The organism is Streptomyces sp. NBC_00178, from assembly GCF_036206005.1.
In the GTDB taxonomy this organism is placed as follows: domain Bacteria; phylum Actinomycetota; class Actinomycetes; order Streptomycetales; family Streptomycetaceae; genus Streptomyces.
Map to the genome: position 1 here is coordinate 5793039 of NZ_CP108143.1, position 25415 is coordinate 5818453.

The following is a 25415-nucleotide window of genomic DNA, read 5'->3' on the forward strand; positions in this document are numbered from 1 at the left end:
CGACGGCCGATTTCGCGGCCGCTCCGAAGCCATGATCGACAGCTCGGTGACCAGCCCTCGTGAGCGGTCCGACCGGCCGCGGACCCGGTACAAACCTCAGGCGAAGCCAGGCTGCACCCGCGGAGGTGGCAGTCCGGTCGGGAGGGTCCGGCCGGCGTACGCGGCGCATCATCCCGACGGACGTGTCGGTAACATGCGATAGGATGCCAACGCTCGCGTCGTCAAGTTTAGGCAAAGAGACGGCGTGGCCGGCCTGTCGTACCCCTCATCCCCTTCATCGCTCGGAGAGCTCTGTGTTCCTTGCCCTACGCGATCTGCGCTTCGCCCGCGGTCGCTTCGCCCTGATGGGCGCGGTGGTCGCGCTCATCGCCGTACTCGGTGTCCTGCTGTCCGGGCTTGCCTCAGGTCTGGCGGATGCCGGTATATCCGGTCTGCGCGCGCTGCCCGTGACCCACATGGCCTTCGATGAGAAGGCGACCAGTGAGCAGTTCTCCCGCTCGACCGTCGAGCAGGAGGACTGGCAGGCATGGTCAAAGACCCCAGGGGTGGAGCGGGCGGAGCCGTTCGGAAACACCCTGACCAATGCCCGGGTGACCCAGGGCGGGAAGAAGGGCGAGCAGGTCAACCTCGCCGTCTTCGGCATGGCACCGGACTCCTCCCTGGCCCCCAGCCCCAGCAAAGGTGAGGGCCTGGAAGAGGGCAGTGCCGGCATCGTGATCACCCAGGAGATCGCTGACCTGGGCGTGGAGGTCGGCGATGTCCTGACCGTGGACAAGAGCGAGGTGCGGCTGAAGGTCGTGGGCCTGGTCGACGAGGCCGTCTCCTACGGTCACATCGGCATCGCCTACGCCGACCTCGACACCTGGCGGCACCTGCACTACGGCCTGCCGGGCGACCTGCCCGAGGCCGCGCGCCAGCAGGCCACGGCCGTCGCCCTGACACTGGAGCCGGGGGCCGACGTCTCCACCGTGGAGAAGGCGACCGGCACCCGAGCCGATACCAAGGAGACCACCTTCGGCGCGTCTCCCGGCTATGCGGCCGAGTCGAGCACCATGGCCCTGATCAAGGGCTTCCTCTACGCCATCTCCGCCCTGGTCGTCGGCGCGTTCTTCACCGTCTGGACCGTGCAGCGCAAGGCCGAGATCGCCCTGCTGAAGGCGCTCGGCGCCCCCACCGGATATGTCCTGCGCGACGCGCTCACCCAGGTCGTCGCCGTGCTCGTCGGCGCTACGGCCGCCGGCACCGCTGTCGGCATGGCCCTGGGAAGCATGATGATCGGCAAGGCCCCCTTCGCCCTCTCCGCCCCGGCCATCGCCACCTCCTCCGGCCTCCTCATCGTCCTCGGAACCCTCGGCGCCGTGGTCGCCATCCGCCGCATCACCGCCGTCGACCCCCTGACCGCTCTGGGAGCCACCCGATGACCACCCCCGCCACCGACCACCAGGCCGCCGCCCCCACTGCGAGCTCCGGCGGACTCCGCCTGGACGACGTCACCCTCACCCTGGGGGACGGCGACACCGCAGTCACAGCCCTCGACCACGTCGGCCTGAGCGTCGCCCCCGGCGAGTTCGTCGCCGTCGTCGGCCCCTCGGGATCCGGGAAGTCCAGCCTCCTCGCCGTCGCCGGCGGCCTGCAACGGCCCACCTCGGGCACCGTGCACATCGCCGGAAACGAGCTGACCGCCCTCTCGGACAAGGAACGCACCGCCACCCGCCGTCGCCACATCGGCTTCGTCTTCCAGCAGTCGAATCTGCTGGCTTCCCTCACCGTCAGGGAACAGCTCCTGCTGCCCCTGCACATCGACGGCCGCCTCGACGCCGCGGCCCGAGCCCGGGCCGACGAACTCATCGAAGCGGTCGGGCTCACACACCGTGCCGGCGCCCGCCCGCACCAGCTGTCGGGTGGCGAGCGCCAGCGCGCGGGCCTTGCCCGCGCCCTGATGACCTCCCCAGCCGTCCTGCTGGTGGACGAACCCACCTCAGCACTGGACCGGGTACGGTCCGCCGAGGCGGTACGGTTGATCGCCGAGCAGACCCACGAGCGCGGAACGGCCACGGTCATGGTCACTCACGACATGGCGATAATGGACGCAGCCGACCGGGTCCACGAGATGGTCGACGGCCGCCTGTCCTGACCGCCGGCCGGAGACCGGAACCTCGCTCCCGGCCCGTCCACCCCTCCAGGAGCCCGCCCCACATGCCGAAGATCAACGCCTCCACCGTCGCCGAGCACCGCGCCCAGCAACGAGAGGCGCTGATCGAGGCAGCGGTCGACATCCTGGTCAACGAGGGCGCCACCGCCGTCACACCGGCGGCGGTCGGCGCCCGCGCTGGCCTGGCCCGCTCCAGCGTCTACCAGTACTTCGACTCCTCGGCGGCCCTCATGGCCACCATCACGGAGGAAGCCTTCCGGCGCTCCAACGAGGCACTCACCCGCGCCATGGCCACTGTGAACGGCCCGCTGGAACGCATCGAGGCGTTCTTCAGGGAAAGCCTCCGCCTCGGTGCCGAAGGCGCGCACCGGCCCGCCGCCGCCCTCATGGACGCCGGCCTCCATCCCGCCTGCCAACAACGGCTGATGGAACTCCACGTGGAACAAGTCGAACCGTTCCGCGCCGCCGTCCGGCAACTCGGCGTTCCCGAGCCCGCGCTCACGGCGGACCTGATCGCCGGAATGCTGCACACCGCCCTGGCCGCCGTCGAGAACGGCGCCACCCTCGACACAGTCACCAAGCGCACCCTCACACTCGTGCGCCGCTGCCTCACCCCGGCCGGCGGTACGGCCCGCGCACCGGAGGAAAGGGGCTGAAGTCCTCGTCACCGCCGAAGCACCTCCGCCAACCGCAGCCTGGCACGCCCTTGCCGGCGCCTACTCGCCGTTGTCCGCGTTCTTGTCGCGCAGGGGCTCAGTTCCTGGAGGTCTGCCACGCGGACAGGCCACTGTCGAGGACCACATCCGGTGCGGCAAGACCGCTGGCTTCGGCCGCTTCCCGAGACTTCGGCGTCAACGCCGTCTGGCTCGAACTCAGCCTCACCGCGATCGACCTGCTCGCCTGGACCCGCGTCCTCCTTCTGGACGGGGAGCTGGCCACCGCCGAGCCGAAGAAACTCCGACACCGGCTACTGCACGTCGCCGCACGCCTCACCCGCGGCGGTCGACGTCTCCACCTGCGAATATCGGCGAACGGAGTGGCCTTGGGGCATCTGGCGTGATCACGGCTTCGGATTCAGCGTGGATAGCCCCGCTCACGAAAAGGGCAGGGCCCAGACGGCCGCACGTTCCCGCGTTTCCCGCCGGCTGAGGGCGTGAACCGCGACCAGGTCGCCACCGCGGGCCTGTGCCTCGTGGAGGGCGAAGACGGCATGGGCGGCGTCGGTGTCGGTTCCTTCCCCGACACCGACGACGATCTGCCGGTGTTCTGATGGGCGTCCTGGAGCGGAGTCGCCAACGACCACGATGGGGCACCACGCGCGTCCTGCGACACCGGGCCCGACGGAACCGGTGGACAGGCGGCGCACGAGGGCATGGTGCCCGCGATGGCCGACGACCAGCACGAAGGCGTCTTCTCCCGCGTGGACCAGGACGTCGGTGGGTTCCCCGGGCAGCACTTCCGTGGACTTTCACCTCGGGGCGGCGCTGGCGGGCCCGGGCTTCGGCGTCGGTGATGATCTCTTCCAGTGCGGCGGCTTCAGCTCGGTTTTCGCGGAGATCCTCCGCAGGGGTGGTGCCTTCGAAGCGCTCCCATACGGAGGCGTGGACGATACGCAGGGGCAGGTTGTGCAGAGCCGCCTCGTCGGCGGCCCAGTCGAGCGCCCTCATGCTTGAGGGGGAGTCGTCCACGCCCACAGCCACCGGCCCGTCCACCGGTCACGCTCCCATTGGTCACCAGTGAAACGACGGTCTGCGGTGTCCGCAAGCTGCGCGGCTCCCAGGGTGTCCAGACGGCTCCCGGTCAGCGCGGCGGTTCGCCGCGGCGGACGGAGCCCGGGGCGCGCGCACCGTGGTGGTCGGCTCGCGCGGAAGAGATGAGCTGCCAGGGCACGCTGATCACCATGACGCCGGGGGTGAAGCGCAGGCGTGCCTTGATCCGGAGTGCGGACTGGTTGTGCAGCAGGTTCTCCCACCAGCGGCCGACGACGTACTCGGGGATGTAGATGCCGACCATGTCGCGGGGGCCCTCGCGGCTGAGGGAGCGCACGTAGTCGACGACGGGCCTGGTGACCTCGCGGTAGGGGGAGTCCAGCACCTTGAGGGGGGGCACGTCGATGCCGAATCGCTGCCACTGCTCTTCCAGCGCGCGAGCCTCGTCGCGGTCGACGGCGACGGTGAGCGCCTCCAGCCGGTCGGGCTTGGAAGCACGCGCATAGGCCAGTGCCCGGAGCGTCGGTTTGTGGACGTTGGAGACCAGCACGATCGCCAGGACACGGGAGGGGGAGCTGAGGTCGGCGTGCGGGTCGGTGCTTTCCAGCTCGGCCGTGGTGCGGTCGTAGTGCCCGCGGATGGCGCGCATCAGCAGCCACAGCGCCCCGGCTGCGAGCACGGCCAGCCATGCGCCGTCGAGGAACTTCGTGAACAGGACCACCACCAGGACCAGGCCGGTGAACACCGCGCCGACCGCGTTGATGACCCTGGCGATGTGCTGGCGGCGCCGCAGCGCGGGGTCGCTCCCTGCGGACATGAGCTGGTTCCAGTGCCGGACCATGCCGGTCTGCGAGAGCGTGAAGGACGTGAAGACGCCCAGGATGTACAGGTGGATCAGGGCAGTGACGCTGGCCTTGAACCCCCACAGCAGCAGGCCAGCGGTGACGGCCAGCGCCACAATGCCGTTGGAGAAGGCGAGCCTGTCGCCCCGGCTGTGCAGCTGTCGGGGCAGGTAGCGGCGCTGCGCGAGAACCGACGACAGCAGCGGGAAACCGTTGAACGCGGTGTTCGCGGCGAGGACCAGAACCAGCGCGGTGGCGGCCTGGATGTAGTAGAAGCCGACACTCCTCTCCCCGCCGAAGACCGCGGCGGCGACCTGAGCCATGACCGTGCGCTGCTGGTAGGTGGAGCAGTCCTCGCCCAGCCCGGTGAGCCGGCAGGCGTCATCGGCGATGTGGACCTTGGAGACGATCGCGAGAGTGGTGACACCGACAAACATGGTGACGGCAATGAGGCCCATCGCGGCCAGGGTGATCGCCGCGTTACGCGACTTCGGCTTACGGAAGGCGGGAACACCGTTGGAGATCGCTTCCACGCCGGTCAACGCGGTGCAGCCGTTGGAGAACGCCCGCAGGACCAGCAGCACCAGCGCCACACCGGCGAGCTGTGCGTCGCCCTCCTGGGGCCGGATGCCGTACGAGGCGCTCTCGGCAACCGGCGCGTCCCCGGCCAGGTACCGGAAGAGCCCTGTGGCGATCATGATGAGCACGCCGCTGACGAACAGGTACGTCGGCGCGGCGAAGGTCCGCCCGGACTCGCGTACCCCCCGCAGGTTCACCAGCGCGAGCAGCGCCACGAAGCCCAGCGCCATCGGCACTCGCTGGGCGTGCAGCTGGGGGACGGCGGAGATGATGTTGTCCACGCCGGAGGCCACCGACACCGCCACGGTCATCACGTAGTCGACCAGCAGGGCAGCCCCCACCACCAGACCGGCCCTCTCGCCGAGGTTCGCGGACACGACCTCGTACGAGCCCCCACCGCTCGGATAGGCGCGCACGACCTGCTGGTACGACAGCACCACCACCGTCATCAGCGCGACGACCGCCGCCGCGATCCACGGTGTGAAATGCACATACGCCAGCCCGCCCAGCGTGAGCACCAACAGGATCTCCTGCGTCGCGTAAGCAACCGACGACAAGGGGTCCGAGGCGAAGATCGGCAGGGCCACACGCTTGGGAAGCAACGCCTCCCCCAGCTCACTGCTGCGTAGAGCACGGCCGACCATGAGCCGCTTCGCTACCTCGGAGATCCTGATCACAGTAGCGAAGGTAGAGCGGCGACCTGCTGATCAGAAGGACCATCGCTCCGACGCACGTCAGCACGTTGTGTGCGGTCTCCGTCAGCGGTTGACTTCGAGGTTCGTCAGGACAAGCAGGGCGCGCAGGAGTCGGGTGGCGCGGGCGGGGTCGGTGCGAAGCTTGGCGAGGATGCGCCAGTTCTTGAGGTGGGCGAAGCCGTGCTCGACTGGCGCGCGTCCGATGGCGAGGACTCGGTTGGCGTTCTTCTGACCGGGGGTGAGCTTGTGGGTGCGGCTGGCATGGAAGCCCGTGACGATCACGGGGTCGCGTACGTCGTTGTCCAGGCCGCGGAAGCCGAGGTCTGCGAGAGCGCCGAGACCGGCGGCGCGTAGGTGGGCCAGGATGTGGTCGTGGCGGGCAGCGGTGTTGTCGTGGGTGCGGCCGGGCCGGGCGGCGGATATCCAGATCAGGCGTCCTCTCTTGTCGGTCAGGGCGAGGAAGTGCAAGTGCAGACCGTGGTTGACTCTGTCGGGGATCTTGAAGGTGCCGGTCAGGTTCCCAGGGTTCGCCAGGACTTCGGTCGGGGTATCTCGCGCTGGTCGAGGTAGTGCTGGAAGGCAGTCGGTCGGCGGGACGTCGGTGTTTCTCCGGCCGGTGGCAGTCCGCTGAGGCGCTCGATGTTGACGGCGATGGCCGTCAGAACGTGCTGGATGTGGGCCTTTTCCTGTCCTCGGTAGCGGCAGCGCCGTATTCCGTGTCCGTGGGCGAATTCGTTGACCGTGCCCTCCACTCCCGAGCGGACCGCATAGCGGGTCTTCCACTCGGGCGTCTGTTGCTCCGCGCGGACGCGAAGTTGCAGGTCATGGAGTTCTTTCGGGGGAAAGCCCACAGTTCGGGCACTGTCCGCGGTGGAGGTGCACTGAGTGCGGGCTGGGCAGGCCCGGCACTGACGCTTGGTGAACCGGGCCACGATCAGCGGAGCCGCGGTGGGTGACGAGGTCAGGTAAGGGCCGTGCCAGCCCGCACTGACCTGGCCCTGGGGACACGTGACCTGTTGACGGTCGTAGTCGATGTGGAAGTCGTCCCGGGCGAAGCCCTCGTTCTGCCGGTGTTGGCGGGTGGGGTTGCTCCGCAGCGGTCCGGAAACGGTGACCTGGTGTTCACGGGTGGCTTGTGCCAGGTGGGGCAGGGACGTGTGGCCGGCGTCGACCAGGTGCTCGGCGGGCAGCAGCCCACGACGCGCCAGACGAGTGTGGACGCCGGGCAGGACCTGACTGTCGTGGGTGGTGGCCGCGGTGGTGGCCACATCCGTGATCACATTCGGGCCGCCGGGAGCGCACGTCTCCGTCAGATGAGCGGCAAACCCCTTCCAGCTGATGATGTGCCCGTGCCTCGCATAGCGGGCCGAGGTGTCGTACGGCGAGACGACTGCCCGGGACGAGGGCGGCAGCCCGGGTCCGCCTTCCTTCTCGGCGGTGCGCCAGCGCAGTCGGCCTGCCTGGTCACGGTGGTAGTTCTGCACCATGATCTGGCGCAGGGCCTGGACGCGAGGGCCGGACGTGCGGCCTGTTTCGCGCCGGTAGAGGTGTTCCAGGAGCCGGACAGCATCGTTCCCGGCGGTCAGGATCCTGGTCGTGGGCTTGGTGGGGTTCCTGCCCAGACGGACCGGCCGATCGTAGCGGCGGCCCCACTCCTCATCGACCAGCTCGTCCAGCAGGTGAGGGGACACACCGGCGACTTCTTCGAGCGCGGCGCGGACCGCCTCGGTGACCAGCTCCAAACGGGTCAGGTTACGCACCGCTGCCAGGACATGGGTGGAGTCGGTGCGCTGCGTGGTGCGCTCGCGCACCAGGCCGGCCTCCTTGAGACGGGCCAGCACGAGGTCGAGGAGGCGGTCAGCGCGGTCGCCTTCGGCGAGACGGTCGCGGAAGTCGGCCAGCACGCTGTGATGGAACCCGGGATCCTCCAGTTCCATCGCCATGGCGTACTTGAAGTCGATGCGACAGCGGACTGCCCCGGCGGCCTGCCGGTCCGACAGGCCGAGCAGGAACTGCAGCACACAGACGGTGGCCAGTTGAGCGGGCGAGAGCCCCGGCCGCCCGTCCCGTGGGTACCAGTCGGCGAAGTCCTCGTCGCTCCACAGCCCATCGAGGCGGTCGCGTACCCATATCGCCGTCGTACCGCCCGGATTGCTCGCCCGCGCGATCCGCGCGGTCAGAGAAGGGACTTGCTCACCGGAACGGGGGCGAAGGGACAACGGGCACCTCGACAGCTGCATCGGTCGGCGGAACTACCCGAGCATGCCCGTTAATCATGCTGCTGCACCGAGGAATTCCAAGATCCCCGACAGAGTCAAGTTAGGTAAATTCCGCCGGCATTGACGTCGTCGTTCTCTGGCAGAGCATCCTCGACGCCGAGGACCTCCTCACCCTGGGCCAGATCGACGGCGACTTCGGCCCGGCGACCAAGGCCGCCACCAAGGGCTGCCGGCATATCTCACGATGCGTGGTGCATGTTTTAGATTGTGAAACCGAAACCGTACCCGAATCCGACGACACGGGATCGCGCCTAGCAGTCAGCTACCTTTCCCCAAAGTAATATCACGATCACGCGACCCATTCGGTCAATCCGATCGCGACCCTGATTGTCGAACTGGGCGGCGATCCCCTCAATGCTGAAGCTATGGCTCGCCGACAACGGCGGTGTCCTCGTCAGGACAGGCACGTGCGGAGAATGGAGCCATGATTCCGGACATTGGCCGTGGCTGCTTCACCGGCATGCGAAGGGCTTCGCTGCGCCAAAGCCTGCGGCGAGGAGATGAACGTGAGCCCCTGCTTGTGCGGTACGGCGCGGCAGCGTGGGTGCTGCCCGCAGGCTTTCTGGTCATCGTCGCCCTGGTCGGTCAATTCACCGGTCCGTCTATTCAGGTGGGAAACTGGCTTCTGATGGTTCCCCTGCTGGCAGCAGGGGTGTCCTCGCCCAAGGTCACAGCAGCATTCGGTCTCCTTGTGCTCGTCCTCAACCGGTGGGCCAACGCCAGCATGGCGACGACGGAACTGCGGACCGAGGACTTCCTGCTCGGGGTCTTTGCAGTCCTACTCGCCATTTTCATCTCGGTGGTGCGCGCGCGAGCCCGCGATTACGTACTCCATCTGCAGAGTGCGGCGGAAACGACTCGCCAGGTGCTGCTGCGGCCGATCCCGCCTCGGTGGGGCGGGGTGGAGGTGGCCGCCCGGTACCTCGCAGCCGATGTCGAAGCACGAGTGGGCGGGGACTTCTACGAGGTGCTGTCAACGCCTCATGGCACCCGAGCAATTTTGGGGGATGTTCAGGGAAAGGGTCTTCCTGCCGTGTCAACCGCAGGGGCGGTCGTGGGCGCCTTCCGCGAAGCCGGGTATCACGAGCCCGACCTCGATGTAGTTGCCAGTCGTATGGAATCAGGACTGAGCAGGCACAACTTCCTGAAGTCAGCACTGGGTGATCACGAGGAACGCTTCGCCACCGCAGTGGTCATTTCCTTCGCCACCGACTTCGGCAGCGTCGAAGTCGTCAACTTCGGCCACGAAGGCCCCTTCGTGATCGGCCCCCATGGGGTGCGGCAACTGCCCCAGGAACAGGGGTCACCAGTCGGCATGGCTGAACTCACCGGCAGCCCCCCAGTCGTCAGCCGCATCTCCTACGCCAGGCAGGAGACCTGCCTACTCGTCACCGATGGCGTGACGGAAGCCAGGAATCGAGCTGACGATTTCTTTCCCCTGCGCAGGTGTCTCGAGCGAATCCACGCCGACCACTCCGACGGAATTTCCCCTTCGCGTCTTCTCCGCTTGGTTATCGACGCCCTCCTCGACCACACTGGCGGGCGCCTCACCGACGACGCCGCCCTGCTCGCCCTTCGCCCGCTCCCCGTTGAGTCGCGTGAGGCGTAGAAGTCCCGCACGGAGTCCGTGAACTCGGCCAACTGAACGAACACCCCGCTGACGGTTACGCCAAGGCGAGGTAGAGTTTCTCCAACTCCTCCTGTGACATGGGTGGAGTGTCAGAGTCTCCCGCGAGGCACTGTCGCATTCCGCTGGCGACGATCTTGAATCCGGCGCCCGGTCCAAGGCGCGGGAGACGGCGGCCAGTTGGGTCACGACATCCTTGCAGTCGCGGCCCGCCTATCCGGCGAGGGCGAGGTTGTGCATGCGGGCGAAGACGTGCTCGACGCGGGCTCGGACTTGCTTGTGGGATTTGTTGTGTTCCTCTTTCCAGTCCGGGAGTTCGGTCTGGCCGCGCTCGCGGCGGTGCGGGATGACCAGTCCGGTGCCCGGGTAGCCGCCGCTGGCGATCGTGGTGGTCTTGCCGACCGCGGCCTTGGCACCGGACTCCTCCCACGCCGTGCAGTCGTTGCGGTTCCCGGCGAGCGGCCGGCCGACCACGACGACCAGGCGGGTGTCGGTCGGCATCGATGACGACCTGGTGGTTGGTGGAGTACCGGTAGTTCTTCGACCGCTCGGCAATGGCGTGGTCGCGGGTGGGAACCAGGGTGCCGTCCACGATGAGCACGGCGTCCTTGGCGAACCGCTTGCGTGGCTGGAGGGCGAGCATCGGCCCGAGGTGGTCGATGATCCGGTCCGCCGCCGACTTCGACACCCCGAACGGCGGGAGGTCCTGCGATGTCCTTGTTCTCCCGAGGCAAGAAACGCGTCACCGTTGAGGAAGCCCATCGGCGCACCCAGGGCGCCCACGCCCCGGACATCCTGCTGGACGTCCGTGAGCGGGGCGAGTGGGACGCCGGGCGGGCGCTCGGCGCGGTGCACGCACCCCTGTCCGCCCTGGTCGCGGGGGCTGCACTGCCGCAGGCTGCCCAGAGGCGGCCGCTGGTGGTGATATGTCGCAGCGGAAACCGCTCGCAACAGGCCGTCGAGCTGCTCCGTGAGCGCGGCGCGGACGCGTGGGACGTCAAGGGCGGCATGCAGCAGTGGGCTGCCGCCGGGCACCCGGTCGTCTGCGCAAGCGGCAACAAGGGCTCGGTGGCATGACCGCCCTGATACTCGCACTCGTCGCCGGAGCCGTCGTCGGCCTGGCGCTCGGCGGACTCGGCGGTGGCGGCAGCGTCCTGGCCGTCCCCGCCCTGACCTACCTGATCGGCATGCCGCCGGCGGACGCGATCACCGCCAGTCTGATCATCGTCACCCTGACGTCCATCACCGCGCTCACCGGCCACGCCCGGGACGGCAACGTGGTCTGGCGGACCGGACTGCTGTTCGCCGCCGCGGGCATCGTCCCCGTCATGCTCGCCGGCACGGCCGCCGGCCATCTGCCCCAGGCAGGTCTGACCATCGCCTTCGCCGTCGTCGCGGGAGTCGCCGCACTGCGCATGCTGCGCCCCGCGCCCGCCCCGGCCGCAGGCAAGGTGCCCGCCAAGGCCGCCGCCGCCGGTGCCGGCCTCGGCGCCGTGACCGGGCTGCTGGGTGTGGGCGGCGGTTTCCTCGCCGTGCCGGCCCTGGCACGGGTGCTGAACCTCCCCTTGCGCCGGGCCATCGGCACCAGCCTGCTGGTCATCACCATCAACTCGATCGCCGCGCTCGGCGCCCGGGCCGGCACCGGAGTACATCTGGACTGGGCCGTCATCGCGCCCTTCACCGCCGCCGCGATCCTCGGCGCCTGGGACGGCAAACGCTACGCACAACGACTCAGCGGCAACACGCTGCAGCGCGTCTTCGCCTACACACTGCTCGCGGTCGCGGCCTTCATGCTCGCCGACGCGTTCATCTGACCCGGCCGCCCCTTCCTTCCGGCTCGCCCCGTGCCGGCTCCCGGTCAGGCCCGCCACCCGCAGACCGCAAGGACGCCCACGGATGACGACAACCTCCCCGACGCAGCGGCCCGCCGGACCCGCCGTGCGCCTCGGGCTGTGGGAGAACCGGCTCCAGTTCACCTCCTCGTCGTCGTCAACATCGCCGTCGGCGGCCTCGTGGGCCTGGAACGCACCACCGTGCCGCTCATCGGCACCGACATCTTCGGCCTGACCAGCGACCTGGCGGTCTTCTCGTTCATCATCGCCTTCGGTCTCACCAAGGCCCTGACCAACCTCGCCGCCGGAGCCCTGACCGCGCTTCCGCCGCAAGGTCCTCCTCACCGCATGGCTGCTCGGAGTCCCCGTCCCCTTCATGCTCGCCTGGGCACCGTCCTGGAACTGGATCATCGCCGCGAACGTCCCGGACCTGGTGATCGTCGACTTGAACCAGGCGTACCTGGTGGCCAGGCCGTGTATCGAAAGTGGATCTCGGCGATGGATGATTGTGGTTCATGGCGCGGGGAGATCTCACGGATGAACAGTGGTCGGTGCTGGAGCCGTTGTTGCCGAGGGGCACGAAGGCGGGACGGCCGCACGTCTGGCCCCGGCGGCAGCTGGTCGACGGCATACGGTTCCGGGTCCGGACAGGGGTTCCGTGGCGGGACGTCCCCGTTGAGTACGGGCCGTGGGGCCGGATCCACGACCTGTTCCGCCGATGGCAGCGGGCCGGCACCTGGCACCGGGGCCTTACCCAGCTCCAGTCCCTGGCTGATGCGAAGAGTGCGATCACGTGGGAGCTGAGCGTCGACCCCACGGTGTGCCGTGCCCATCAGCATGCAGCCGGGGCTCGGAAGCGGGGTGACCTGCAGAAGGAACCGCCGGGCGGTGTATTCACCGAGCTCCGTGATCACGGACTGGGATGCTCGCGCGGCGGGTTCACCACCAAGCTGTACTTGACCGTCGAGCAGGGTCAGAAGCCCATGTCGATCGTGATCACCGCTGGGCAGCGCGGTGACTCCCCACAGTTCGAGGTCGGTCGTCTTGGGCCGCGTTCGGGTGCCCCAGCTCGGGGCCGGAAGGCCCCGCACCCGGCCACGGCAAGTGCGGGCCGACAAAGCGTACGCCTCCCGCAAGAACCGGGCCTACCTGCGGCGCCGCGGCATTCCCTGCACCATCCCGGACAAGGCTGACCAAGTCCGCAACCGCAAGAAGCGGGGGTCCTCCGGTGGTCGACCGCCGAAGTTCGACCGGGAGGACTATAGAGCGCGGCAGGAGGTCGAGTGCGGCATCAGCCGCCTCAAGAGGCACCGTGCCGTGGCGACGAGATACGACAAACTCGCGGTCCGCTATGAGGCAAATGTCCTCATCGCGGCCATCAACGAGTGGCTGTAGTCCGCATGCGCCTGCCGTTCGTGGAGCACCTGGGATCGAGCGCAGTAGTGCGCTACCTACCGATTGAACCGTCAGCCTGCTCACGAAGTATGTCGGCGTGGCCTGCATGGCGAGCTGTCTCTTCGATCATGTGCACCAGCACCCACCGCATCGGTCGCACAGCACCCGCTTTGCCTGCCGCCCGAGCACACGGATGGTTCAAGTTGTCACAACGCTTGATGATCTCGTTGGATCGTTCAATGGCACCGAGGTAGGCAGCGAGAAGACTGTCCACGGTCTCACCCTCGGCGAGATCCATGCTGAAATCCGGATGCTCGACATCGGCACCCTCGAAGGCCCAGGCGAACCAGTAGAGCTCCGCCGCCGTCAGGTGCTTGACCAGGCCGAAAACGCTGGTGCCAGAGGGCACCCCGGGCGTTCGCCCCTGCCTGTCATCAAGGCCCTGCGCCTTCGCAACCACTGCTTCACGGACGTAGTTCAAGAACGTGAGCAATGTCGACTTCTCGTCGGAGTCGCTGCCAGGTGGGCCCACGTCGCGGCGTCGTTGCGTCTCTGTCATCGGGGCACACTAGCTTGATCCACTTTCGAAGCGCACCCTATTGTAGTGCTGTGACCGCATAGGTTCGCCGGGTTGGTCGTCGTGGCGGTTGGATGTGCGGTGACGTCCGATCCGACCGCTGGAGGCGCGATGGCCGAGCCTGTCCGTGTGCGCAGACTACCGACCAGGAGGGGCAGCGGCTGCAGCAGATCGTGCGCCGGGGCAGCACCAACTCGGTGCGCTATCGGCGCGTGATGATGCTGCTGGCCTCGGCCGGCGGGAATCGGGTGTTTGGTGATCGCCCAGCTGGTGGCGCCCGACGAGGACACCGTGCGCGATGTGATCCACCGGTTCAACGAGGTCGGCCTGGCTGCCTGGACCCTCGGTGGGCGGGAGGCCGTCCCCGCCTGCTCAGCGATGACGAAGAGGACTTCGTCGTCCAGACGGCCACCACCCGCCCCACCAAGCTCGGCCAGCCTTTCACTCGCTGGTCGCTACGCAAACTCGTCGCCTACCTGCGCACAGTCCACGGCCGAGTGATTCGTATCGGCCGCGAGGCGTTACGCGGCCTGCTCGCCCGCTGCGGAGTCACCTTCCAGCGCACCATGAACTGGAAGGAATCCACCGACCCCGACCGCGAGGCGAAGCTGGACCGGATCGAGCACGTCCTGGACCGTTTCCCGACCGGGTCTTCGCGTTCGACGAGTTCGGCCCACTCGGGATCCGGCCGAAGCCGAGCATCGACCTGGTGCACGCCCATCGCCTTTGAGGCGACAGTCCCGGAGGATCGTTCAGCTTTTCAGCAGAACCGAGGCACGGAACGCGAACTGCCGCCGAAGCCTCCCCTCCGTCACCTCGCCCATCGCATGATTGCCTCACTCGCATCACACGATCCTGGGGGAATTATGAGGACCCGCACCGCCGTCGCCTCGATCGCCTTGCTCACGGCCGCACTTACCGCATGTGGCACGTCCGAAACCGATAGGCAGGCCGACTGTCAGAAGGCCATCAACGCCACACGCACATACACCGTCCCCGACCGGCCCGAGGCATGCCAGGTTCTCAGTGAAGAGGACTATGAGATGTTGCGGACGGCCTGGGTGAGCAAGAACAGGGGCATCAACCCAGGGAGCGGCGTCGTCGACACGGGAAAGTGAACCGGAGGCCAGCAGAACTCTGAACCCGTTGAGCACGGCAAGCTGCCCGACATGGCGGGCTCGGTCGGGCGTTCCAGGGCGAGCGAAGACACCGAGCTGACCGCACCTCCGATATCTGGGCCTGGCGGTGGTACTTGCGCTGCCTGCTCGGGTGGCCAGCCCGCCGGGTGCCTTTCGTGACGAAGCGCACCGGGAACTGGCGCGCGCACGAGCCAGCCGTTTCCCACCGGGGTGGTTCACGCCCGGCCCCGTGCTGTTCGACGGCCACGTCTGCCGGCGCCGTGGCGAAGGACTCACTCGAAGCGGTCGAGGAGCGTGGTCTTGCCGGTGGAGTGGGTACCGGGCGTTCCTGGCCGGATACGCCCAGGAACGCCCGCTGCCAACAGATTTTGCCGCGCCCCTGGAGCCGTACCTGCTGCTGAGCGACGCGTTCGTGTTCGTCCTTACGCCGCCCGGCGGTTCCTTCTGCAGGTCACCCCGCTTCCGAGCCCCGGCTGCATGCTGATGGGCACGGCACACCGTGGAGTCGACGCTCAGCTCCCACGTGATCGCACTCTTCGCATCAGCCAGGGACTGGAGCTGGGTAAGGCCCCGGTGCCAGGTGCCGGCCCGCTGCCATCGGCGGAACAGGTCGTGGATCCGGCCCCACGGCCCGTACTCAACGGGGACGTCCCGCCACGGAACCCCTGTCCGGACCCGGAACCGTATGCCGTCGACCAGCTGCCGCCGGGGCCAGACGTGCGGCCGTCCCGCCTTCGTGCCCCTCGGCAACAACGGCTCCAGCACCGACCACTGTTCATCCGTGAGATCTCCCCGCGCCATGAACCACAATCATCCATCGCCAAGATCCACTTTCGATACACGGCCTACGATCGGCGACCATCACGGCACCGGCCAACTCGCAGTCGATGCCGCAAGCCTCGCCCTCACCCAGCGCCGCACCGACCCCTTCGGCAGTGCCCGCGGCGATGTCCCGACGAGCTGGCCCAGCACCAAGGGCTTCGTCGGCGGCACCACCGACACCAGCACGGGACTGACCCACCTCGGTGCCCGCGAGTACGACCCGGGCATCGGCCGATTCATCAGCGTCGACCCGATCATGGACCTCGCCGACCCGCAACAGATCAACGGCTATAACTACGCCAACAACGCTCCGGCCACCCTTTCCGACCCCACCGGCCTGCGTCCGGACGGAATCTGTGGCGGTAACAGCAGCACGTGCGTGCCAAGCAACTCGGTATCAAAAACTACTGTCACCTACAACGAATCCTGGACCAAGAAAAAGAGCGGCTGGTACTGGAAGAAGTACGACGAAAACAAGGCCGCAAAGCGCTACTACACCCGTGGGTGTCTCGGCTGCAAGAACTGGATCGACAGGACCCGGGTCATTCCGTGGACCGAAGTCGTCGAGGCTGTGGGAATCTTCGTCCCCGTTCTTGGGCCGGCCGCTGATGCCGTCCTAGGAATCAACGACCTCATTCAGGGGAACTACCAAGCAGCAAGCGAGAGAGCAGCAAGCGCCGTTCCTCTGGTAGGTGAGGCGCGGCTAGCTAAAAACCTGCTCAAGAAGACGAGATGTGAGCCCAACAGCTTCGTGCCCGGCACGAAGGTATTGATGGCTGACGGCAGCACCAAGCCGATCGAGGAAGTCAAGATCGGCGACAAGGTTCTGGCAACCGACCCCAAGTCCGGCAAAAGCAAAATCGAGACCGTCACTGCCGAGATAAAGGGCGAAGGCACCAAGCGCCTGGTCGAGGTCACCATCGACATCGATGGCGACCGGGGCTCCAGCACGGCAAGCATTACCGCCACCTACAACCACCCGTTCTGGGTCCCGGATATCGGCGAGTGGATCGACGCCACCGATCTTGAATCCGGCCAGTGGCTCAAGACCAGCGCCGGTACCCGGGTTCAGGTTTCCGCCATCAGGCGCTGGACAGCCCAGCAATCTACCGTCCACAACCTGACCGTCAGCGACCTGCACACCTACTATGTGCTGGCAGGGAGCGCGCCAGTCCTTGTCCACAACTGCAATCATGCGGAAGAGTTGGCCAAACTTCCTACATGGGGCGGCGGGCATACGACAGGCTCCGGAGTGGGGCCTGATGGCGTAAGGCATGATTTGACGAGTGGACGCCACGGAGGGCAAGACACCGACTTGATCTCCTGGGTAAATGACACCCTCAAGAAAAGGGGAATTACTTCGTCAAACTCTGGGCGTGCCGTGGATGTAGAGCAGAAGTTTGCAGCCATCATGGACAGGGACGGTCTTGCTCATGCAGACTTGTATATCAATTTCCCGACGGGGCCATGTACGGTGAAATTGGGGTGTAATCAGGTTCTCCCCGCCCTGCTTGGGCCAAATCGGTCGCTCACGGTACACTGGCCAAACGGCCGGCATACATGCCATGGGGTGGGCTAATGAAGGCGCGAGCTGAAGCGCAGTACCGCTATGAGCACGGGGAGACGCCGAGGATCCTTTACTCGATCGACGACATCGATTCCGTGATTGACGATCTGCTTGAGTCGACGCAGGGGTTGATGAAGGAAAACCTGGCATCGATCTACTCGCTCGACCGGGTCCTTTTGCCGGCTGGAACTCCTGATCATGAGCTCATGGTGGGTGTCGATAGAGGGCTGGGTGTCGGACTGGTTGCCTTTAGCGATGCGGGTGGAAATTTCGTCTCTAAGGGATCTTCTGATACCAGAATCGACCCGGTATATTTCCAACACGGGCATCTGACCGAATTCTCGGAACATTCAGAGGTCCCAATTCCTCTAGTGCGTCAGGCGGCCAAAGAGTTTCTAACCTCCGGCGGGCTGCGCCCCACGTGTGTTCGATGGCAGGATTTGGACGCCTGGGGATAGGCGATCAATTTTTTGGTTGTGAGGGCCCGTCAGCATACCGATGGGCCCTCACACCTTTTACGAGGTGTCCCAGATTATCGGCCGAGGGTAGTTGATCATGCGTGATTCCGTTCCCGGACGCGACAAGAGCCCCGACCCACTCCCGAAACCGATGAACCTGGCGGAGCATCGGCTGCGCCCGTGGTGAGAGTGGCAATCCTTGCCCGCGATGTTGTGGAGGCGGATCGCTCCAGCTATCCGCCTTAAAGGTCGGATGCGACGGAGCAGCAGGGCTTGATCAATTTCTAGTGCGCTGTGACTTTGCGGACCATGATCGGCTGGATGCTGGTTACTGTCGTTGGTGACGTCCTCCACCGGGCGGTCGGCGCCTATGCCTCGCGGGTTGGCGCGAGGCTACCGGGGACAGGGCGGGATGCGCCGAGCGATCACTGAGCCTTTTCCATCTTGATCAGGTGGCGAGTTCGAGGGCGATGACGGCGCGGACGACGGTGGTGATCCGGGTGGTGCTGCAACGGAGCTTCCGCAGGAGCCGCCAGCATTTGAGGGTGGCCATGGCTCGTTCGCCGAGGCTTCGGATCTTGGCGTGATCGCGGTTGTGACGCCGGCGCCAACCGCGCAGACCTTTGCCACGGAACGGGACGCGGACAGCAGGACCTGCGCCCTGATACGCCTTGTCCGCCCAGCACTTGATGCCATCGGCGGCGAGAGCGGCGGGAATGCCGTGGGTCCGGGCCGCGGTCAGATCGTGTACTGCCCCGGGCAGCGCGTCCGAAGCCCAGATCAGACGGCCGGCTGGATCCGCGAGTACCTGCACGTTCATCCCGTGGTGCTTCTTCTTCCCCGAGTAATACGGCTGGTCGGCAGCGATGCGGTCGATCGGCAGCACGGTGCCGTCGAGGATCACGTACGCCTTCCTCCGCACGGTCCGCATCGCCTGCTCCAGCGTTGGTGCCTGAGCGGCCAGGAGGTCGACGGCCTCGCGTATGTATCGGTAGACCGTCGCTATCCCGACGCGGAAACCTGCTGCAAGGCGGGCGTAGGTGTCGCCGCAGCGAAGGTGCGCCAAGACGAGCAGGGCTTGCCGGCCGCAGGTCAGGCGACGCCATCGGGAGCCGATTCGACGGCGGTGACCTGCGAGGAGACCGGAGAGGTGCTGCAGGGTGCGGCTGGACAGATCGATGCCGGACGGGTAGACAAGCACGCGAAGGCTCCTGGCGGACTGGTGATCTTGGTCGTGAACCCGTCTACCAGGGGCTTTCTTCATGTCCGCTGCCGGGGCCGCCCGTCTAACCTCCCGTCAGGTTGGAAACAGCTCACTGTTGACGGCAAGGTGCTGAAGGGATCGGCCCATCTGGCCGCTACCCACAGGCGCCTGCTCTCCGCGGTTACCTACTATCACGCCGCAACTCTCGCCCAGGCGGAGGCCGGGCCGGTGACGGGGTTTTCCCGGTACGGCGCGAAGCCGTTGGCGCCCATGCCCGAGGAGTTCCTCCGCACGGGTGTGGGGTGTTGTCGGTTGGCGGGCATGGCCCACGATGTTGGTCGTACAGATGGTGCGGAGCATGACAGGTGGGCTGGCGTCCGGCGCCGACGGGTGTGGACCCGGGTGACGTGGCTTCGATGGCCGTTTTGCCAGCTGTCTGCAATGACGCTCTGGGCAGCCACACGGAGGGCGGCGAGCTGAGAATTGGTCTCTGACCTGGGTATTTTCATCACGTCTTCAGGTCGACATCTTTCCGATGACTCATCATGTGAAAAGCGCGGTGCACGGAAGCCGTCGCTCCTGGTTCAAAGTCCCAGAAAAGTCCCAGGGACTCCGTCACGCCCCTGCTCGCCTTCCATTTGTGCAGGTCAGCAGGGGTGTGACGGCGCTTCTTCTGAAGGCTTTCAGATGTCCCGGAAGATCTCGATCTGCGCCCCCACCGAGTTCAGCCGCTCCGCCAGCTCCTCGTACCCCCGGTTGATCACGTACACGTTGCGCAGGACCGACGTCCCCTCTGCCGCCATCATCGCCAGCAGCACCACCACCGCCGGTCGCAGTGCGGGCGGGCACATCATCTCGGCGGCGCGCCAGCGGGTCGGGCCCTCGACGAGGACGCGGTGCGGGTCCAGCAACTGGAGTCGGCCACCGAGGCGGTTGAGGTCGGTGAGGTAGATCGCGCGGTTGTCGTAGACCCAGTCGTGGATCAGGGTCTTGCCGTGTGCGGAGGCCGCGATCGCCGCGAAGAACGGCACGTTGTCGATGTTCAGGCCCGGGAAGGGCATCGGGTGGATCTTGTCGATGGGGGCCTCCAGCTTGGAGGGCCGCACGGTCAGGTCCACCAGGCGGGTGCGGCCGTTGTCGGCCGCGTACTCGGGCGTCCGGTCGCAGTCGACGCCCATCTCCTCCAGTACCGCGAGCTCGATCTCCAGGAACTCGATCGGGACGCGACGGATCGTCAGCTCGGACTCCGTCACCACGGCGGCGGCCAGCAGGCTCATCGCCTCGACCGGGTCCTCGGAGGGGGAGTAGTCGACGTCCACGTCGATCTCCGGCACGCCGTGCACGGTGAGCGTGGTCGTGCCGACGCCCTCGACCCGCACCCCGAGGGCCTCCAGGAAGAAGCAGAGGTCCTGGACCATGTAGTTGGAGGAGGCGTTGCGGATGACGGTCGTGCCGTCGTGGCGCGCGGCGGCCAGCAGGGCGTTCTCGGTCACCGTGTCGCCGCGCTCGGTCAGCACGATGGGGCGGCCCGGCCGGACCTCGCGGTCGACCTGTGCGTGGTAGAGCCCGTCGGTCGCGGCAATTTCCAGGCCGAAGCGGCGCAGCGCGATCATGTGCGGCTCGATGGTGCGCGTGCCGAGGTCGCAGCCGCCGGCGTACGGCAGGGTGAAGCGGTCCATCCGGTGCAGGAGCGGGCCGAGGAACATGATGATGGAGCGCGTCCGGCGGGCGGCGTCCGCGTCGATGGCCTCCAGCTCCAGCTGGGCGGGCGGCAGGATCTCGAGGTCGACGCCGTCGTTGATCCAGCGGGTGCGCACTCCGATGGAGTTGAGGACCTCCAGCAGCCGGAAGACCTCCTCGATGCGGGCCACCCGGCGCAGCACGGTGCGGCCCTTGTTGAGCAGGGAGCCGCAGAGCAGCGCGACGCAGGCGTTCTTGCTCGTCTTGACGTCGATGGAGCCGGAGAGGTGGCGTCCGCCGACCACGCGCAGATGCATCGGTCCGGAGTAGCCGAGGGACACGATCTCGCTGTCGAGGGCCTCGCCGATGCGGGCGATCATCTCAAGGCTGATGTTCTGGTTGCCGCGCTCGATACGGTTGACGGCGCTCTGACTCGTGGCGAGCGCCTCGGCGAGCTGGGTCTGTGTCCAGCCGCGATGCTGACGGGCGTCACGGATGAGCTTGCCGATACGTGCGAGGTAGTCGTCTTCCATGCCCGGAACGCTATCTCACATATGAGATGAAGATCGTGCCGGGGGTGTCCGAGTCGCGTAACAACACCGTGCCGGGCCGCGAATGGGCGCCTGATACAAGGATCAGGCGCCCGCCGCGACCCGGCGTGTGGTGTTCCGCCGATCGGGTGAGTCAGCTGCGGCGGCTGCGCTTGGTCGTCTTGCGCCAGCCGAAGGGCCCGGGCAGGTCCATCGACGTGGTGCGCCGGCCGGTGCTGCTGTGGGTGCGCTTGGGGCCGTGCCGTCCACCGGTCGTGACGGACCACGAGCGACGGTTGATGTTCAGCCGGACGCCCGGAAGGATCTGAAAGCTCTTGCGGAATGTGAGCGGCATCTGCGCCTCCTCTGTCGGGAGTACGGGTATCCCGAAGCGGCCGGGTCATGCGCGCGAAATCAAACGGACCGGTCCGTGCCCACACCGTACGTCGCCGCGTCACGCCAGGGGACCCGGTGGCAGGCCGGCCGCCGGCGCGGGCAGGGGTCACCGCCTGACCTGACGTCGCGTCAGCCGACCGGGTCCGGGTATTCAGCTGACCGGGTCCGGCCCCCGCAGTGCGTTGGCCAGGGGTGCCACCACGTGCCATCCCGTCGCCTCGTACAGGGCCCGGCCCTCCGCCGTCGACGCCAGCAGACCCACCGTGGCTCCGCGCTCGGTGGCCGCGTCGACGAGCGTGTGGATGATCACCCGGCCGAGCCCGCGGCGCCGGTGGGCGGGATGGGTCTCGATCTTGTCGACGACCGCCGTGGTGCCGTCGACGGAGGTCTGGCCGCGCGCGGCGACCGTGCCGTCGGGCGCGTGCACCCGGGCGTGGACGACGCCGGACCGTGTCCAGCTGCGGAGCCGGTAGCCGCCGGGGAGCGGGGGCGGGGTGCGGACGGTGTTCGCGTCCAGGTCGATGGACATCAGGCATCCGGGGGCGCTGGGCACGGACCAGCCCGGCCCGATCCAGGAGGCGAGCGACTCCGCCGGCACGAAGGCCTTGAGCCAGACGCCGGGGCCGGTGGCGCCTCCGGTGAGCTCGCGCACCGTCGCCTCGTCCGCGGTGGGCAGGACGTGGCTCATGACGTGCCCGGGCAGTCCGAGGGACACGGTGAACCCCCAAGGCAGGGCCGCCGGTTCGACGGCGCCGCGCGAGAGGGCCCAGCCGCGGACCCATGCCCGCACTGCCTCGGTGGTGTTGGTGAAGTGCACGGCGCCTTCCCGGGCGTGGTCGTCATCTGTCTGTGCCTGCCCCACCGGGCGCGTGGAGCGGAGCGCTCGGTGACCGCTCGTCACGCTGAGGTGCGCGCGTCCGGCGTCCCCGCGAGGGCGCGGCCCCCGCCAGGGTGCGGCGGGCTCCTTACGGCCCGGGTGCGGCCGTGCGTCATCGCGGAGTGGCGCCGGACACGGGCGCCCGGGCATGACCGCGCGGCGGCGATGTACTAGAGTTATCTCGACATCGAGATATCTGCCGAAGCGCACCGCAGCCGCCGCTCGGTAAGGGTTACCTAACTAATCCTTACCTTAGCGGATGGTGGGGGCCGCAGGCGGCGCCGGCCGCACATGAGGCGCGGCGCGGTTGAACGCGCACATTGAAGAAGGAGACTGTCGTGTCGGCGAACAGCTTCGACGCCCGCAGCACGCTGCGCGTGGGCGACGAGTCGTACGAGATCTTCAAGCTGGACAAGGTCGAGGGCTCCGCGCGCCTCCCTTACAGCCTGAAGGTGCTGCTGGAGAACCTGCTCCGCACCGAGGACGGCGCGAACATCACCGCCGACCACATCCGGGCGCTGGGTGGATGGGACTCGCAGGCCCAGCCCAGCCAGGAGATCCAGTTCACGCCGGCCCGCGTGATCATGCAGGACTTCACGGGCGTCCCCTGTGTCGTGGACCTCGCCACCATGCGTGAGGCCGTCAAGGAGCTCGGCGGCGACCCGGCGAAGATCAACCCGCTGGCCCCGGCCGAGCTGGTCATCGACCACTCCGTCATCGCCGACAAGTTCGGCACCAACGACGCGTTCGCCCAGAACGTCGAGCTGGAGTACGGCCGCAACAAGGAGCGCTACCAGTTCCTGCGCTGGGGCCAGACCGCCTTCGACGAGTTCAAGGTCGTCCCCCCGGGCACCGGCATCGTCCACCAGGTCAACATCGAGCACCTGGCCCGCACGGTCATGGTCCGGGGCGGCCAGGCGTACCCGGACACCCTCGTCGGCACCGACTCGCACACCACCATGGTCAACGGCCTCGGTGTGCTGGGCTGGGGCGTCGGCGGCATCGAGGCCGAGGCCGCGATGCTCGGTCAGCCGGTCTCCATGCTCATCCCGCGCGTCGTCGGCTTCAAGCTGACCGGTGAGCTCCCGGCCGGCACCACCGCCACCGACCTCGTGCTGACCATCACCGAGATGCTCCGCAAGCACGGTGTCGTCGGCAAGTTCGTCGAGTTCTACGGTGAGGGCGTCGCCGCCACCTCCCTCGCGAACCGCGCCACCATCGGCAACATGTCCCCGGAGTTCGGCTCGACCGCCGCGATCTTCCCGATCGACGACGAGACGCTGAAGTACCTGCGCCTGACCGGCCGCGACGCGCAGCAGGTCGCGCTCGTCGAGGCGTACGCCAAGGAGCAGGGCCTCTGGCTCGACCCGGCCGCCGAGCCCGACTTCTCCGAGAAGCTCGAGCTCGACCTGTCCACGGTCGTCCCCTCCATCGCCGGCCCGAAGCGCCCGCAGGACCGCATCGTCCTCGCGAACGCCAAGGCGCAGTTCGCCCAGGACGTCCGCAACTACGTCGCCGACGACGAGGAGGCGGGCAAGGAGTCCTTCCCGGCTTCCGACTCCCCGGCCGCCACGAACGGCGTCCCGTCGAACCCGGTCACGGTCACCGCCGCCGACGGCACGTCGTACGAGCTCGACCACGGCGCCGTCACCGTCGCCGCGATCACCTCCTGCACCAACACCTCGAACCCGTACGTCATGGTCGCCGCGGCGCTCGTGGCGAAGAAGGCGGTCGAGAAGGGCCTGACCCGCAAGCCGTGGGTCAAGACCACCCTCGCCCCGGGCTCGAAGGTCGTCACCGACTACTTCGACAAGGCGGGCCTGACCCCGTACCTCGACAAGGTCGGCTTCAACCTCGTCGGCTACGGCTGCACCACCTGCATCGGCAACTCCGGCCCCCTGCCGGAAGAGGTCTCCAAGGCCGTCAACGACCACGACCTGGCCGTCACCTCGGTGCTCTCCGGCAACCGCAACTTCGAGGGCCGGATCAACCCCGACGTCAAGATGAACTACCTGGCGTCCCCGCCGCTGGTCGTCGCGTACGCCATCGCCGGCTCGATGAAGGTCGACATCACCAAGGACGCCCTCGGCGTCGACCAGGACGGCAAGCCCGTCTTCCTCGAGGACATCTGGCCCTCCGAGGCCGAGGTCAACGACGTCGTCGCCAACTCCATCGGCGAGGACATGTTCAACAAGTCCTACCAGGACGTCTTCGCGGGCGACGCCCAGTGGCAGGCGCTGCCGATCCCGACCGGCAACACCTTCGAGTGGGACTCCGAGTCCACCTACGTGCGCAAGCCCCCGTACTTCGAGGGCATGACGATGGAGACGACCCCGGTCGAGGACATCGCCGGCGCCCGGGTGCTCGCCAAGCTCGGGGACTCGGTCACCACCGACCACATCTCCCCGGCCGGTGCGATCAAGGCCGACACCCCGGCCGGCAAGTACCTCACGGAGCACGGCATCGAGCGCCGGGACTTCAACTCCTACGGCTCGCGCCGTGGTAACCACGAGGTCATGATCCGCGGCACGTTCGCCAACATCCGCCTGCGCAACCAGATCGCGCCGGGCACCGAGGGCGGCTTCACCCGCGACTTCACGAAGGACGACGCCCCGGTGTCGTTCATCTACGACGCCTCCCAGAACTACCAGGCCGCGGGCACCCCGCTCGTCATCCTGGCGGGCAAGGAGTACGGCTCCGGCTCGTCCCGCGACTGGGCGGCCAAGGGCACCGCGCTCCTGGGCGTCAAGGCCGTCATCGCCGAGTCCTACGAGCGCATCCACCGCTCGAACCTCATCGGCATGGGCGTCCTCCCGCTGCAGTTCCCGGAGGGTCACACCGCCGAGTCCCTCGGCCTCACCGGCGAGGAGACCTTCTCCTTCACCGGCGTGACCGAGCTGAACGACGGCACCACCCCGCGCACGGTCAAGGTCACCACCGACACCGGTGTGGAGTTCGACGGCGTCGTCCGCATCGACACCCCCGGTGAGGCGGACTACTACCGCAACGGCGGCATCCTGCAGTACGTGCTCCGCAGCCTGATCCGCAAGTAGAG

At 67.5% G+C, this 25415-nt stretch carries 17 protein-coding genes and 8 pseudogenes; 12 read left to right on the plus strand and 13 right to left on the minus strand.

What is annotated here, in order from left to right; translation table 11 throughout:
• Positions 1-293 precede the first annotated feature (293 nt).
• The 4 genes from OHT61_RS25305 to OHT61_RS25320 all read left to right on the plus strand — a co-directional run bounded on the left by OHT61_RS25305 (position 294) and on the right by OHT61_RS25320 (position 3212).
• Positions 294-1421: an ABC transporter permease gene (locus tag OHT61_RS25305; protein ID WP_329041381.1), complete on the plus strand. Its 1128-nt coding sequence runs from the start codon at positions 294-296 to the stop codon at positions 1419-1421.
• A complete protein-coding gene (locus tag OHT61_RS25310) occupies positions 1418-2134 on the plus strand; it encodes an ABC transporter ATP-binding protein (protein ID WP_329041383.1) in 717 nt (238 codons plus the stop codon). Before OHT61_RS25305 ends, OHT61_RS25310 begins: the two co-directional genes overlap by 4 nt.
• 62 nt (positions 2135-2196) lie before the next feature.
• Entirely contained in the window at positions 2197-2808 is a 612-nt protein-coding gene (locus OHT61_RS25315; protein ID WP_329041384.1) for a TetR/AcrR family transcriptional regulator, read from the plus strand.
• Positions 2809-2858: 50 nt separating this feature from the next.
• Complete coding sequence (locus OHT61_RS25320) at positions 2859-3212, plus strand: transposase (RefSeq protein ID WP_443049529.1); 354 nt, start codon at positions 2859-2861, stop codon at positions 3210-3212.
• A 246-nt stretch (positions 3213-3458) separates the two neighbouring features.
• On the opposite strand, the pseudogene OHT61_RS32560 reads toward OHT61_RS25320, so the two are convergent.
• From OHT61_RS32560 to OHT61_RS25335, 5 genes and pseudogenes are all read right to left on the minus strand, one after another.
• Positions 3459-3608: pseudogene (locus tag OHT61_RS32560) on the minus strand (universal stress protein); the annotation flags it as partial.
• Positions 3609-3624: 16 nt separating this feature from the next.
• Positions 3625-3864: pseudogene (locus tag OHT61_RS32565) on the minus strand (universal stress protein); the annotation flags it as partial.
• Between the two features lie 88 nt (positions 3865-3952).
• A complete protein-coding gene (locus OHT61_RS25325) occupies positions 3953-5926 on the minus strand; it encodes an APC family permease (protein WP_329043388.1) in 1974 nt (657 codons plus the stop codon).
• A gap of 114 nt (positions 5927-6040) precedes the next feature.
• Positions 6041-6445 carry a transposase family protein gene (locus OHT61_RS25330; protein ID WP_329041386.1) on the minus strand — a complete coding sequence of 135 codons (405 nt, stop codon included), beginning with the start codon at positions 6443-6445 and terminating at the stop codon, positions 6041-6043.
• A 44-nt stretch (positions 6446-6489) separates the two neighbouring features.
• Positions 6490-8196, minus strand: coding sequence for an IS1182 family transposase (locus OHT61_RS25335; protein ID WP_329041387.1), 1707 nt, complete (start codon positions 8194-8196; stop codon positions 6490-6492).
• 484 nt (positions 8197-8680) lie between these two features.
• Here OHT61_RS25335 and OHT61_RS25340 point away from each other — a divergent pair, with 484 nt between their 5' ends.
• On the plus strand, positions 8681-9865 hold the full coding sequence (locus tag OHT61_RS25340) for a PP2C family protein-serine/threonine phosphatase (protein WP_329041388.1): 1185 nt from the start codon (positions 8681-8683) through the stop codon (positions 9863-9865).
• Positions 9866-9920: 55 nt separating this feature from the next.
• Here OHT61_RS25340 and OHT61_RS25345 read toward each other — a convergent pair.
• Positions 9921-10096: pseudogene (locus tag OHT61_RS25345) on the minus strand (metal-sensitive transcriptional regulator); the annotation flags it as partial.
• A gap of 24 nt (positions 10097-10120) precedes the next feature.
• Positions 10121-10583, minus strand: a pseudogene (locus tag OHT61_RS25350) (transposase); the annotation flags it as partial.
• Between the two features lie 11 nt (positions 10584-10594).
• Here OHT61_RS25350 and OHT61_RS25355 point away from each other — a divergent pair.
• From OHT61_RS25355 to OHT61_RS25365, 3 genes and pseudogenes are all read left to right on the plus strand, one after another.
• Positions 10595-10960, plus strand: coding sequence for a rhodanese-like domain-containing protein (locus OHT61_RS25355; RefSeq protein ID WP_329041389.1), 366 nt, complete (start codon positions 10595-10597; stop codon positions 10958-10960).
• Complete coding sequence (locus OHT61_RS25360; RefSeq protein ID WP_329041391.1) at positions 10957-11697, plus strand: sulfite exporter TauE/SafE family protein; 741 nt, start codon at positions 10957-10959, stop codon at positions 11695-11697. Before OHT61_RS25355 ends, OHT61_RS25360 begins: the two co-directional genes overlap by 4 nt.
• A 533-nt stretch (positions 11698-12230) precedes the next feature.
• Positions 12231-13110, plus strand: a pseudogene (locus OHT61_RS25365) (IS5 family transposase).
• A gap of 52 nt (positions 13111-13162) precedes the next feature.
• Here OHT61_RS25365 and OHT61_RS25370 read toward each other — a convergent pair.
• Positions 13163-13669 carry a DinB family protein gene (locus OHT61_RS25370; protein ID WP_329041392.1) on the minus strand — a complete coding sequence of 169 codons (507 nt, stop codon included), beginning with the start codon at positions 13667-13669 and terminating at the stop codon, positions 13163-13165.
• 129 nt (positions 13670-13798) lie between these two features.
• On the opposite strand from OHT61_RS25370, the pseudogene OHT61_RS25375 reads away from it, so the two are divergent.
• Positions 13799-14378: pseudogene (locus tag OHT61_RS25375) on the plus strand (helix-turn-helix domain-containing protein); the annotation flags it as partial.
• An 865-nt stretch (positions 14379-15243) separates the two neighbouring features.
• On the opposite strand, the pseudogene OHT61_RS32570 reads toward OHT61_RS25375, so the two are convergent.
• A pseudogene (locus OHT61_RS32570) lies at positions 15244-15627 on the minus strand (IS5 family transposase); the annotation flags it as partial.
• A 40-nt stretch (positions 15628-15667) separates the two neighbouring features.
• Between OHT61_RS32570 and OHT61_RS25385 the strand changes: the two are divergent.
• Positions 15668-17227, plus strand: a pseudogene (locus OHT61_RS25385) (polymorphic toxin-type HINT domain-containing protein); the annotation flags it as partial.
• The gene (locus OHT61_RS25390) at positions 17227-17673 is read left to right on the plus strand and encodes an Imm1 family immunity protein (protein ID WP_329041395.1); all 447 of its coding nucleotides are present in this window, start codon (positions 17227-17229) and stop codon (positions 17671-17673) included. The pseudogene OHT61_RS25385 and the gene OHT61_RS25390, both read left to right, overlap by 1 nt.
• A gap of 448 nt (positions 17674-18121) precedes the next feature.
• Here OHT61_RS25390 and OHT61_RS25395 read toward each other — a convergent pair whose 3' ends face one another.
• The 4 genes from OHT61_RS25395 to OHT61_RS25410 form a co-directional block, all read right to left on the minus strand.
• Complete coding sequence (locus OHT61_RS25395; protein ID WP_329033879.1) at positions 18122-18874, minus strand: transposase family protein; 753 nt, start codon at positions 18872-18874, stop codon at positions 18122-18124.
• Between the two features lie 686 nt (positions 18875-19560).
• A complete protein-coding gene (locus OHT61_RS25400) occupies positions 19561-21090 on the minus strand; it encodes a helix-turn-helix domain-containing protein (RefSeq protein ID WP_329041396.1) in 1530 nt (509 codons plus the stop codon).
• Between the two features lie 151 nt (positions 21091-21241).
• Positions 21242-21442, minus strand: coding sequence for a DUF4236 domain-containing protein (locus OHT61_RS25405; RefSeq protein WP_327113347.1), 201 nt, complete (start codon positions 21440-21442; stop codon positions 21242-21244).
• A gap of 192 nt (positions 21443-21634) precedes the next feature.
• Positions 21635-22300 carry a GNAT family N-acetyltransferase gene (locus tag OHT61_RS25410; RefSeq protein ID WP_329041397.1) on the minus strand — a complete coding sequence of 222 codons (666 nt, stop codon included), beginning with the start codon at positions 22298-22300 and terminating at the stop codon, positions 21635-21637.
• A gap of 398 nt (positions 22301-22698) precedes the next feature.
• Here OHT61_RS25410 and acnA point away from each other — a divergent pair, with 398 nt between their 5' ends.
• Positions 22699-25413 carry an aconitate hydratase AcnA gene (gene acnA / locus OHT61_RS25415; RefSeq protein WP_329041398.1) on the plus strand — a complete coding sequence of 905 codons (2715 nt, stop codon included), beginning with the start codon at positions 22699-22701 and terminating at the stop codon, positions 25411-25413.
• Positions 25414-25415 lie beyond the last annotated feature (2 nt).

Excerpts from the sequence above, each read along its gene's own strand:
- OHT61_RS25315 (WP_329041384.1), top strand. The coding sequence starts at position 2,197 with ATGCCGAAGATCAACGCCTCCACCGTCGCCGAGCACCGCGCCCAGCAA.
- OHT61_RS25400 (WP_329041396.1), bottom strand. The coding sequence starts at position 21,090 with ATGGAAGACGACTACCTCGCACGTATCGGCAAGCTCATCCGTGACGCC.
- OHT61_RS25390 (WP_329041395.1), top strand. The coding sequence starts at position 17,227 with ATGAAGGCGCGAGCTGAAGCGCAGTACCGCTATGAGCACGGGGAGACG.
- OHT61_RS25310 (WP_329041383.1), top strand. The coding sequence starts at position 1,418 with ATGACCACCCCCGCCACCGACCACCAGGCCGCCGCCCCCACTGCGAGC.
- OHT61_RS25355 (WP_329041389.1), top strand. The coding sequence starts at position 10,595 with ATGTCCTTGTTCTCCCGAGGCAAGAAACGCGTCACCGTTGAGGAAGCC.
- OHT61_RS25340 (WP_329041388.1), top strand. The coding sequence starts at position 8,681 with ATGATTCCGGACATTGGCCGTGGCTGCTTCACCGGCATGCGAAGGGCT.
- OHT61_RS25405 (WP_327113347.1), bottom strand. The coding sequence starts at position 21,442 with ATGCCGCTCACATTCCGCAAGAGCTTTCAGATCCTTCCGGGCGTCCGG.
- OHT61_RS25370 (WP_329041392.1), bottom strand. The coding sequence starts at position 13,669 with ATGACAGAGACGCAACGACGCCGCGACGTGGGCCCACCTGGCAGCGAC.
- OHT61_RS25360 (WP_329041391.1), top strand. The coding sequence starts at position 10,957 with ATGACCGCCCTGATACTCGCACTCGTCGCCGGAGCCGTCGTCGGCCTG.
- OHT61_RS25325 (WP_329043388.1), bottom strand. The coding sequence starts at position 5,926 with ATGGTCGGCCGTGCTCTACGCAGCAGTGAGCTGGGGGAGGCGTTGCTT.